Origin of the sequence: Phyllobacterium sp. YR531 (genome assembly GCF_000282595.1) — a bacterium.
Lineage (GTDB): Bacteria > Pseudomonadota > Alphaproteobacteria > Rhizobiales > Rhizobiaceae > Phyllobacterium.
The window spans coordinates 85,134-95,735 of record NZ_AKIZ01000039.1 but is presented as its reverse complement, the minus strand read 5'-3'; the positions used below and the strand labels follow the sequence as shown (position 1 = coordinate 95,735).

Annotated in this window: 13 protein-coding genes; 11 read left to right on the top strand and 2 right to left on the bottom strand. The window is 52.9% G+C overall.

Annotation, left to right across the window (positions count from 1 at the left end; genetic code table 11):
* Positions 1–121 precede the first annotated feature (121 nt).
* Together tldD and PMI41_RS23170 are read right to left on the bottom strand one after the other, a co-directional pair.
* On the bottom strand, positions 122–1,534 hold the full coding sequence (gene tldD / locus PMI41_RS23175) for a metalloprotease TldD (RefSeq protein ID WP_162130134.1): 1,413 nt from the start codon (positions 1,532–1,534) through the stop codon (positions 122–124).
* Between the two features lie 80 nt (positions 1,535–1,614).
* Complete coding sequence (locus tag PMI41_RS23170; protein ID WP_008128959.1) at positions 1,615–2,133, bottom strand: invasion associated locus B family protein; 519 nt, start codon at positions 2,131–2,133, stop codon at positions 1,615–1,617.
* On the opposite strand from PMI41_RS23170, the gene PMI41_RS25215 reads away from it, so the two are divergent.
* The 11 genes from PMI41_RS25215 (at position 2,126) to ispH (ending at position 10,600) form a co-directional block, all read left to right on the top strand.
* The gene (locus tag PMI41_RS25215) at positions 2,126–2,395 is read left to right on the top strand and encodes a hypothetical protein (protein WP_040856573.1); all 270 of its coding nucleotides are present in this window, start codon (positions 2,126–2,128) and stop codon (positions 2,393–2,395) included. The genes PMI41_RS23170 and PMI41_RS25215 overlap by 8 nt on opposite strands.
* Before the next feature lie 91 nt (positions 2,396–2,486).
* Complete coding sequence (gene coxB / locus PMI41_RS23160; RefSeq protein WP_008128957.1) at positions 2,487–3,356, top strand: cytochrome c oxidase subunit II; 870 nt, start codon at positions 2,487–2,489, stop codon at positions 3,354–3,356.
* 39 nt (positions 3,357–3,395) lie between these two features.
* The gene (gene ctaD, locus PMI41_RS23155; protein WP_008128955.1) at positions 3,396–5,057 is read left to right on the top strand and encodes a cytochrome c oxidase subunit I; all 1,662 of its coding nucleotides are present in this window, start codon (positions 3,396–3,398) and stop codon (positions 5,055–5,057) included.
* 70 nt (positions 5,058–5,127) lie between these two features.
* Positions 5,128–6,072 carry a heme o synthase gene (locus PMI41_RS23150; protein ID WP_008128953.1) on the top strand — a complete coding sequence of 315 codons (945 nt, stop codon included), beginning with the start codon at positions 5,128–5,130 and terminating at the stop codon, positions 6,070–6,072.
* A 1-nt stretch (position 6,073) separates the two neighbouring features.
* Positions 6,074–6,229: a hypothetical protein gene (locus PMI41_RS25305; RefSeq protein ID WP_040856570.1), complete on the top strand. Its 156-nt coding sequence runs from the start codon at positions 6,074–6,076 to the stop codon at positions 6,227–6,229.
* Entirely contained in the window at positions 6,229–6,849 is a 621-nt protein-coding gene (locus tag PMI41_RS23140; RefSeq protein WP_008128952.1) for a cytochrome c oxidase assembly protein, read from the top strand. The genes PMI41_RS25305 and PMI41_RS23140 overlap by 1 nt, the downstream gene beginning before the upstream one ends.
* A gap of 47 nt (positions 6,850–6,896) precedes the next feature.
* On the top strand, positions 6,897–7,778 hold the full coding sequence (locus PMI41_RS23135) for a cytochrome c oxidase subunit 3 (RefSeq protein WP_008128951.1): 882 nt from the start codon (positions 6,897–6,899) through the stop codon (positions 7,776–7,778).
* An 86-nt stretch (positions 7,779–7,864) separates the two neighbouring features.
* Positions 7,865–8,368, top strand: coding sequence for a L,D-transpeptidase family protein (locus tag PMI41_RS23130; RefSeq protein WP_008128949.1), 504 nt, complete (start codon positions 7,865–7,867; stop codon positions 8,366–8,368).
* A 10-nt stretch (positions 8,369–8,378) separates the two neighbouring features.
* Positions 8,379–8,774 (top strand): DUF983 domain-containing protein, encoded by a 396-nt coding sequence (locus PMI41_RS23125; protein ID WP_008128947.1) that lies wholly within the window; start codon positions 8,379–8,381, stop codon positions 8,772–8,774.
* On the top strand, positions 8,764–9,552 hold the full coding sequence (locus tag PMI41_RS23120) for an SURF1 family protein (protein ID WP_008128946.1): 789 nt from the start codon (positions 8,764–8,766) through the stop codon (positions 9,550–9,552). The genes PMI41_RS23125 and PMI41_RS23120 overlap by 11 nt, the downstream gene beginning before the upstream one ends.
* Before the next feature lie 46 nt (positions 9,553–9,598).
* Positions 9,599–10,600 (top strand): 4-hydroxy-3-methylbut-2-enyl diphosphate reductase, encoded by a 1,002-nt coding sequence (gene ispH / locus PMI41_RS23115; protein ID WP_008128945.1) that lies wholly within the window; start codon positions 9,599–9,601, stop codon positions 10,598–10,600.
* The last annotated feature ends 2 nt before the right edge of the window (positions 10,601–10,602 follow it).

Sequence of the window (10,602 nt, the reverse complement as noted above, 5' to 3'; positions counted from 1 at the left end):
TATCTACCAAGACGCGCTTCGACGACCGCCCGTCTTTCCCCACCAATCAATAGCCAGACGCAAAAAGCGGGCGTGGCAAGGGATCACCACAACCGCGTTCTTTGAAAAGCAGAAGTGAGGTTTAAACCGAAGTTCCACCAACCGTCATCTGGTCCATGCGCAAATGCGGCTGGCCAACGCCCACAGGTACCCATTGACCACCTTTGCCGCAATTGCCGATGCCGGTATCGAGTTGCAGATCATTGCCGATCATCGAGATTCGCTGCATTGCATCGGGACCATTGCCGATGAGCATTGCTCCCTTTACAGGCGCACCGATCTTGCCATTCTCAATCCTGTAGGCCTCGGTGCAACCAAAGACGAATTTGCCGGACGTAATGTCCACCTGTCCACCACCAAAGGATACGGCATAGATGCCCTTTTTGACCGAAGCGATGATCTCTTCCGGGGTTTTGTCGCCGCCGAGCATATATGTGTTGGTCATTCGGGGCATGGGTGCATGGGCATATGATTCGCGCCGTCCATTGCCGGTTGGCTGCATGCCCATCAGCCGCGCATTCTGCCGGTCCTGCATATAGCCGACCAGAATGCCATCATCGATCAATACGGTTTTGTTGGTCGGCATTCCCTCGTCGTCGATAGTCAGGGAGCCTCGGCGTTCCGAAATTGTGCCGTCATCAACTACGGTGACACCTTTCGACGCAACTTGCTGGCCAAGCAAACCGGCAAAGGCAGAGGTTTTCTTCCGGTTGAAGTCGCCCTCAAGCCCGTGCCCGACAGCTTCGTGTAGCATCACGCCCGGCCAGCCGCTTGAAAGAACAATATCGAATGTACCAGCTGGAGCAGGGATGGCCTCGAGGTTTACCAAAGCCTGGCGCAAGGCTTCATCCGCTGCATGCTGCCATTTATCGGCGGCAATGAAGTCACCAAATCCCTTGCGCCCGCCAGCACCATAAGAGCCGCTTTCCTGTCGGTCGCCATTGCCGACGACCACAGAAACATTCAGGCGCACCATCGGGCGTATATCGCGAACAAAATGCCCATCGGCGCGCAGGATTTCCACCTGCTGCCAGGAACCGGCGAGGGAGACCGAAACCTGCCGGACCTTCGGATCTTTCGCACGCAGATAAGCGTCGATTTCCTGCAGGAGTTTCACTTTGGCCTCAAAACCTGGCGATCCCAGCGGGTTTTCATCGCTGTAAAGGCTGCTGTTTGTGCCGGGAGGCGCAGCTGTATAAGCACCAGAAAAACCAGTTGTAACCGCTGTTGCGGCATCGGCTGCGCGCTTGAGAGCTCCAAGCGAGAGTTCGCCAGCATGGGCATAGCCGACCGCATCACCCGCTACGGCGCGCAGTCCAAAACCCTGATCCTGATTAAATGAGCCGTTCTTTAACCGGCCATTGTCAAAAACAAGGCCTTCCGATTCGCGGTATTCGACGAAAAGCTCACCATCATCAGCGTCCTTTAGAGACTGTTTGACGATATCCAGAATTTTCTCGCGTGGGGCGTCGAAACTGTCGATCAGGCTTTTCATCATATCCGGGTCCGGTTCCATTAGAATGCACCGGATGTAGGCCTTCAGGCCGCGCGCGACAACCGCAATCTTACGGAAAATCAGGGCAGGGCGTCAAAGCCTTCGCCAAAGCCGTTAAGCTCCACGGGAATGCCGATACCTTCTTCAGGTGTCTGGAACACGATGAAGGTTGCCGCCTTGCCGGTTTTCAGCGTCTGCACCAGCTGTTCTTCCAGGATGACTTCAGCGTAGCAACCGTCCTCAAAGCAGCGCACGAAATAGGCACGGCCAATATCCTTGCCATCGACATTCAGGCCAAGCCCATTGGGCAGAAGCACGCCGAGTGGTGCAAGAACACGCAATATCTTCGCTTTGTTGTCTGCTGTTTTCAGCACCACCACCGAAAGGCCCATTTCCGGGCGATCGGCCGCTACGACATTCTGGATGAGCGCGCATTGTTCTGACTTTGCACCCGCCGGCGTATCGCAAAGAATGGACCATGCTCCATGTGTGGATTTGACAGTTCCGCTTTGCGGTGCCGCCAGGGCACTGCCGGAAAGGGCAGCCAGTGACAGGGCAAAAATACCAGATGCTATATTGCGTAGGGCTAAAATGGACATGGTGGCTCCAAAACGAATCATCCAGACGTTAGACCGCCGGGAACCGGATGAAAAGAATGCTGCTCGAACACTCCCCAAGGTATGGCAGCCTTTGTTGTGTTGTAATGCAAAAATGGCTGCATTGTGGGCTAACTTTCCACTTATGCCGGAAAACGACGGCCTGGCCATAAAAAATCGCAACTTTCATAGGTCTGCGCTTTTGCATGACAAGCTGCGCGCAAAAATGCCGCATGAGATCACGATCGCCTTCCTTGCGATGTAGGCTAATGTGTGGTTTGAACGCGACATGCGACCGGGCCTCGAACGTCCGGCATTAACGTATGGAACTAATGCTTCATTCGGGAGATCTCTAGGTGAAGAAGAATATTGTCAAGCTGACCGGTATCCTGGGTAGCCTCCTGAGTGCCGGTACAGCCTTCGCGGCGCAGCCTGAGCCATGGCAAATGACATTTCAGCCAGCTGCATCCGGCATCATGGAGCAGATCGTCTGGTTCGAACGCTACACGCTCTGGTTTATCGTTCCGATTACGATTTTTGTGATGGTACTGCTGGGCTGGGTAATGTTCCGTTATCGCGCCAGCGCAAATCCTGTTCCGTCAAAGACGAGCCACAATACTGCTGTTGAAATCGTCTGGACTGTCGGCCCTGTGGTTATTCTTCTTTTCCTTGCCATTCCGTCATTCCAGTTGCTGACGGCGCAATATTCACCCGAAGATCCAAAGCTGACAATCAAGGCGACCGGATATCAGTGGTATTGGGGTTATGAGTATCAGGCCAATGAAACTCCGCTTTCATTTGATTCGCTGATTCTGAAAGATGCCGACCGCGCAACAGCTGGTAAGGAAGATATCAAGGCGTATCCACGCCTTCTGGCTGTGGACAATGAAATGATTGTTCCGGTCAATACAACTGTTCGCATTCTCGCAACTGGTGCTGATGTCATTCACGCATTTGCCATGCCTGCTTTCGGCGTGAAGATCGACGCCGTACCGGGCCGGTTGAATGAGACCTGGTTCAAGGCCGACAAAGAGGGCCTCTATTACGGTCAGTGCTCGGAAATCTGCGGCAAAGACCATGCCTTCATGCCTATCGCAATCCGCGTTGTGTCAGAGCAGCAGTACAATGCGTGGTACGCGGCGGCTGGCAGCGACCTGCCGGGAGCTTACAAAACACTCGCCGCATCAGTCGATGGTGGCAAGAATATCAATGTGGCTGGCAACTAAGCCAGCTGCGCTTTGCATTTGAGGAACGGGAGCTATCTCATGGCAGGTTCAGCTGCTCACGAAGCCCACGACGAACATCACGACCACAAGCCTCGTGGTTGGACGCGTTGGGTCAATTCGACCAACCACAAGGATATCGGAACGCTTTATCTGATTTTCGCTATCATAGCGGGCATCATCGGCGGCATCCTTTCGATATGCATGCGTGCTGAGCTCCAGGAGCCTGGCATTCAGATTTTCCACGGTCTCGCGGCCATGGTCTATGGTTTTGAGGGTGATGCGGCTATCGATGCCGGTAAACACATGTTCCTCGTGTTCACGACGGCTCACGGCCTTATCATGATCTTCTTCATGGTCATGCCAGCGCTTATCGGTGGTTTTGCCAACTGGATGGTGCCGATCATGATCGGTGCGCCAGACATGGCATTCCCGCGCATGAATAACATTTCGTTCTGGCTGCTCCCGCCAGCTCTGCTTCTTCTTCTGTTGTCATTGTTCGTTCCCGGCCCTGCCGGTGGCTATGGTACTGGCGGCGGTTGGACCATCTATCCTCCGCTTTCGACGACCGGCCAGCCCGGACCGGCGATGGACCTGGCAATCCTTTCGCTCCACATTGCCGGTGCTTCGTCCATTCTCGGCGCGATCAACTTCATCACCACGATTTTCAACATGCGTGCGCCGGGCATGACCCTGCACAAGATGCCATTGTTCGCTTGGTCGGTGCTTATTACCGCTTTCCTGCTGCTTCTGGCCCTGCCAGTGCTTGCCGGTGGTATCACCATGCTTCTGACCGACCGCAATTTCGGCACGACATTCTTCTCACCAGAAGGTGGCGGTGATCCGATCCTGTTCCAGCATCTCTTCTGGTTCTTCGGTCATCCGGAAGTGTACATCATGATTTTGCCAGCCTTCGGCATTGTCAGCCACATTGTCTCGACCTTCTCGAGAAAGCCAATCTTCGGCTATCTCGGCATGGCTTACGCCATGGTCGCAATCGGCGTGGTAGGCTTCATCGTCTGGGCACACCATATGTACACAGTGGGTCTTTCGCTCGATACACAGCGTTATTTCGTCTTCGCGACGATGGTTATTGCTGTGCCAACAGGCGTGAAGATTTTCTCGTGGATTGCCACCATGTGGGGCGGTTCGATTGAGTTCAAACCTCCTATGGTTTGGGCAATCGGGTTTATCTTCCTGTTTACCGTTGGTGGTGTGACGGGTGTTCAGCTGGCCAATGCGGGTCTGGATCGTGCCATGCACGACACTTACTACGTGGTTGCTCACTTCCACTACGTTCTGTCGCTTGGTGCTGTGTTCGGCATTTTCGCCGGCTGGTATTACTGGTTCCCGAAGATGACTGGTTACATGTATAACCATACCATTGCCCACACGCACTTCTGGGTCACGTTCATCGGCGTTAACCTCGTGTTCTTCCCGCAGCACTTCCTCGGGCTTGCCGGCATGCCACGCCGTTACATCGACTATCCGGATGCCTTCCAGGGCTGGAACGAAGTATCGTCTATCGGCTCCTATATTTCCGGTGTCGCTGTACTGATCTTCCTCTTCGGTGTGTTCGAGGCATTTGCCAAGAAGCGTGAAGCAGGTGCGAACCCATGGGGCGTAGGTGCCACCACGTTGGAATGGCAGCTTTCATCACCTCCGCCGTTCCACCAGTGGGAACAGCTTCCACGCATCAAATAATGATCACAATGACCGGGCTGCAAAACAGCCCGGTCATCTCCTGAATAATCCGACCTTCAAGATTGAGCGCATGTCACTGATTGAGAAACACGCAACACTGGATGCAAACATTGGCCTCTCCGAAGCCAGTGCATCAGACTATATTGCGCTGCTCAAGCCACGCGTGATGTCGCTTGTCGTGTTTACCGGCTTTGTTGGGTTGATGGCGGCTCCCGGCCACATCAATCCCGTCATTGCCGCGATTGCTATCCTTTGCATTGCTGTTGGAGCTGGCGCGTCCGGTGCACTCAACATGTGGTATGACGCCGACATTGATGCGGTCATGAAACGCACAGCCAAGCGGCCAATTCCGGCCGGTCGCCTGTCACGTGATGAAGCGCTTACCTTTGGTCTGCTGCTGTCGATTGTATCCGTGCTGACAATCGGTCTGTTTGTAAATTTGCTTTCAGCTTTTCTGCTGGCCTTCACGATTTTCTTCTACGCTGTTGTTTACACAATGTGGCTGAAGCGTTCGACGCCGCAGAACATCGTTATCGGCGGTGCTGCCGGCGCTTTCCCGCCCATGATCGGCTGGGCTGCCGTTACAGGTTCGGTCAGCATGGAAAGCATTGTTCTGTTCCTGATCATCTTCTTATGGACGCCACCCCATTTTTGGGCGTTGTCGCTGTTCATGTCTGACGACTATGAAAAGGCCAAGATTCCTATGATGCCTAACGTCATGGGTGAAGCGTCAACCAAGTTCCAGATTTGGCTGTACACAATTCTCGTCGCCCCTGTGGCTGTGCTGCCATGGATCATGGGCTTTGCCGGGCCTGTTTATGGCGTTTTCTCAATCGCCATGGGATTTGCATTCCTCTACTCGGCCTGGACAGTTTGGCGTGCCGAGGTTGGTGAGGCGATGATCAAGCCTGCCAAGAAGATGTTCGCATTTTCGATCTTTTATCTTTTCAGTCTCTATGCCGTTCTGCTTGGTGAGATACTCGTGCGTAAAGCACTACTGGTTCTGGGTGTGTGAAATGAGCGATGACCGCGTAACTCTAAGTGACAAGCAAAAGCGTGCCAGACGCAGTCGCTCGCTGGCGCTTGCCCTTGCTCTCGCAGCATTCGTTATCATTGTTTATGTTGGAACATGGGCTAAACTCGGTGCCAATATATTGAACAGGCCTATGTGATGAGCATGGAACCCGGCCAAGACACACCCCCAATTGTAAAGCGCAAGGTCTCCGACCGTACGATCGCCATCTCCTGCCTGGCGTTTTTCTTTGGTATGGTCGGCATGGCTTTTGCTGCAGTACCGCTCTACGCAATGTTCTGCCAGGTTACCGGTTACGGTGGTACGACGCAGCGCGTTGAGCAGATGTCGGACACGATTCTCGACAAGACAATTACTGTGCGTTTTGATGCCAATACTTCAGGTGGTCTACCTTGGGACTTCAAGCCGGTGCAGCGTGAAGTTACGATGAAAATCGGCGAAACAAAGCTGATCAAGTATGAAGCCAAGAATATCACTTCACAGCCGACATCGGGACGCGCGCTGTTCAATGTCACACCAATGGCTGCGGGCGCCTACTTCAATAAAGTAGAATGCTTCTGCTTTACGGATACTGTTTTGAAGCCGGGCGAAGATCTGGAAATGCCTGTGGTGTTTTTCGTCGATCCTGAGATTGTAAATGCGCCGGAACTCAAAGGTGTGAATACAATTACTCTATCCTATACATTCTTTCCGATACCAATGCCTGCGCCCGTCGCGGCCAGCGCAGAGGTGAACAAGACAAAGACGGGGCAACTCTAGAGAGATGTCGATGTCTAGTGCAATAAACAGACCTTGCGGGGGTTAACATGGCCGAAGCGCACCAGAAGAATCACGATTATCATATTATTGATCCAAGTCCTTGGCCGTTTCTTGCCTCGGTAGGCGCATTCATCCTTGCCCTTGGGGGTATTGGCTTCATGCAATATAACAAGGGTGGCGAATTCATCCTGTTCAAAGCCAATCTGACAACCCCTTGGCTCTTCGCCATAGGCTTGGTTATCGTGCTCTATACGATGTATGGCTGGTGGTCGGATACGATCAAGGAAGGCAAGCAGGGGCATCATACCCGCGTTGTGTCGCTGCATCTGCGCTATGGCATGATCATGTTCATTGCATCGGAAGTAATGTTCTTTGCTGCATGGTTCTGGGCATTCTTTGATGTAAGTCTGTATCCTGGCGAAGTTGAACAGGTGGCGCGTACAACTTTCACAGGGGGCGTCTGGCCTCCAAAGGGACTGGAAGTCCTCGATCCTTTGCATCTGCCGCTCTACAACACGGTCATCCTGCTGCTTTCCGGCACGACCGTTACATGGGCGCACCATGCATTGATCCACAATGACCGCAAAGGTCTGATCACCGGTCTTTCGCTCACGGTTGTGCTTGGTATCCTGTTCTCGTTTGTTCAGGCATATGAGTACATCCACGCGCCATTTGCATTCAAAGATTCGATCTATGGTGCGACGTTCTTCATGGCCACAGGGTTCCACGGATTCCACGTCATCATCGGAACCATCTTCTTGGCCATTTGTCTGCTTCGTTCGATCCGTGGCGATTTCACCCCAGACAAGCATTTCGGCTTTGAAGCTGCCGCATGGTACTGGCATTTCGTTGACGTTGTCTGGCTGTTCCTCTTCTTCACAATCTATGTTTGGGCATCGTGGGGAGCGCCAATCGCTGCCGGCCACTAAACTTAATAGTTAGACTTGAAAGAGAGCGGTTACGGAAACGTGGCCGCTCTCCTTATTTTGGCACAATGCTCAGCGATTAGTCCTTAATGAGATATAGAACACTTTCCTTCGGAATTATCTTCATTGGTTTGATGGCAGCATTTCCTATGCTGGCTTTTGGTGCCGATAAGGTTGATCTTGTGCGTGTGGAAAAAGCCAATCGCAAGATGCAACTGCTCTCCGGAAAAGCTGTAATAAAGGAATACAAGATTGCTCTTGGCGCTCGCCCCGTAGGACACAAGCGCTGGGAAGGCGATGAACGTACGCCGGAAGGTCGCTATGTTCTCGACTGGCGAAATCCCAAAAGTATGGCCCACAAGTCAATTCATATTTCCTATCCGAATGCACAGGATAAAGCCGCAGCCAAGTCGATAGGAATTTCTCCCGGTGGTGCGATCATGATTCATGGCGCAGTCAACGGTTACGGTTGGTGGGGCTGGGTGCTTCAACTTATCGACTGGACAGATGGCTGCATAGCCGTCACTAATCCCGAGATGGATGAAATCTGGGCGCTGGTCCAGGATGGAACGCCAATCGAGATTTATCCCTGAGCGATATGCAATGAATGAAGACAACGCAATCTACCCGCCCGTCGACCCTTTTGCTGCTGGGCTGAAAGCACGTTGCCCGCGTTGTGGTCAGGGAAAGTTGTTCGACGGGTTCATTACCCCGGCAAAGCGTTGCACAAGCTGCGGCCTCGATTATTCATTCATCGATTCTGGCGATGGGCCGGCAGTTCTGGTCATGCTGCTTATCGGTTTCATCGTCGTGGGACTTGCTTTGTGGATGGAAGTGAATGTTGACCCACCGCTGTGGGTGCACTTTCTGTTGTGGATACCCCTTGCGTTGTTGTTGTGCCTGACGGCACTCCGCTGGATGAAGGGCGTATTGATTGCCCTTCAATACAAGCATAAGGCCGCTGAGGGCCAACTGGACCTTCCAGAAAATGATAGATAGTTCAAAAGCCGCAAGACGTGGCACGTTCCCGTGGATCACGTTGATTCTCGGAACAGTCGTTTTCCTGACGCTGATGGCATTGGGCACTTGGCAGGTCGAACGCCTGCAATGGAAAGAGCAATTGCTCGCGGAGATTGAACAGCGGACCCATGCGGCCCCTGCGTCTCTCGCCGAGATTGAACAATTGTGGGCTGGCACACACGATGTTGATTATCGCACAGTTTCAGTCACCGGACGCTTTGTAGCCGGACAAGAGCGGCACTATCTGGCCACCTATAGCGGGATGTCAGGCTTTTATGTTTATGCCCCGCTTCAACTCGACGATGGTCGCATTGTGTTCATTAATCGCGGTTTCGTGCCGTATGACAAAAAGGAACCAGCCAGCCGAGAGCGCAGTGTAGAAGGGCCAGTTACAATCAAGGGATTGGCACGCAATCCTTTGGCGGCAAAACCTTCGTCCCTTGTCCCTGATAATGATATGAAGGCCAATATTTATTACTGGAAGGACTTGCCGGTAATGGCCGCCCAATCCGGGGTTGAGCAAAGCAGGCTCATACCATTTTTTATCGATGCAGATAGAACACCTAATCCGGGCGGTCTGCCCGTGGGTGGTGTCACCATTATTGATTTGCCTAACAGTCACCTGCAATATGCTGTTACCTGGTATGGCCTAGCCGCCACTCTGCTTGCGGTAGCAGGAGTTTCGGCGTGGCGCCGCACTTACCCCAAGACGACGCCGGATGAGCAATCGGAAGGTTCGGGGTTGACTTCGCGCTGAATGCCGCCCAATTCCAAGAAGACATAATTCTAGCCGAGATATGACGATGACCGACAAAGCTCCACTGACTATCCGCCTATGCGGACCGCGCGGTTTCTGCGCAGGGGTGGATCGGGCGATTCAAATTGTTATCCTCGCACTCAAGAAATATGGCGCTCCAGTTTATGTGCGTCACGAGATTGTGCATAATCGTTATGTTGTAGAAGGGCTGCAGGCTCGAGGGGCCGTCTTCGTTGAAGAGCTGGACGAAATACCCTCTGAGCATCGCGATCAACCGGTGGTGTTCTCGGCGCATGGTGTTCCCAAATCCGTGCCTGCAGATGCTGAGAACAAGAATCTGTTTTACCTTGATGCGACATGTCCACTTGTTTCCAAGGTGCACAAGCAGGCAATGCGCCATCAACGCCTTGGACGTCATGTGATTCTGGTCGGGCATTCCGGACATCCTGAAGTGATTGGCACCATGGGGCAACTCCCCGATGGTGCAGTGACACTTATTGAGACCATTGAAGATGCAGCCAATTATGTGCCATCTGATCCGGAAAATCTCGGATTTGTAACACAAACGACGCTTTCTGTGGACGATACTGCCGGAATATTGGCGACATTGCAGGAACGTTTTCCAGCGCTCACGGCACCGGCAGCCGAGTCAATTTGTTATGCGACGACCAATCGCCAGGATGCAGTCAAAGCTGCCGCACCCGGTTGTGATCTGTTTTTGATAGTCGGTGCACCAAACTCTTCCAATTCAAAGCGGCTTGTCGAAGTAGCCGAGCGATCAGGCGCAAAACAATCGCTTCTCGTTCAACGGGCATCGGACATAGATTGGAACAGTGTAGGTAAAATCGCCACTGTCGGGCTTTCGGCAGGCGCATCCGCACCCGAGATCATTGTTGACGAAATTATTCAGTCATTCTCAGAGCGGTATTCTGTTTCCATAGAATTGGCTGAGACCACAGTTGAGACAGAGAATTTCCACGTCATGCGCGATTTGCGGGATGTAGAGCTGACAAGCCATGACATGGCTTTCGTCAATGGGACCCACTAAGC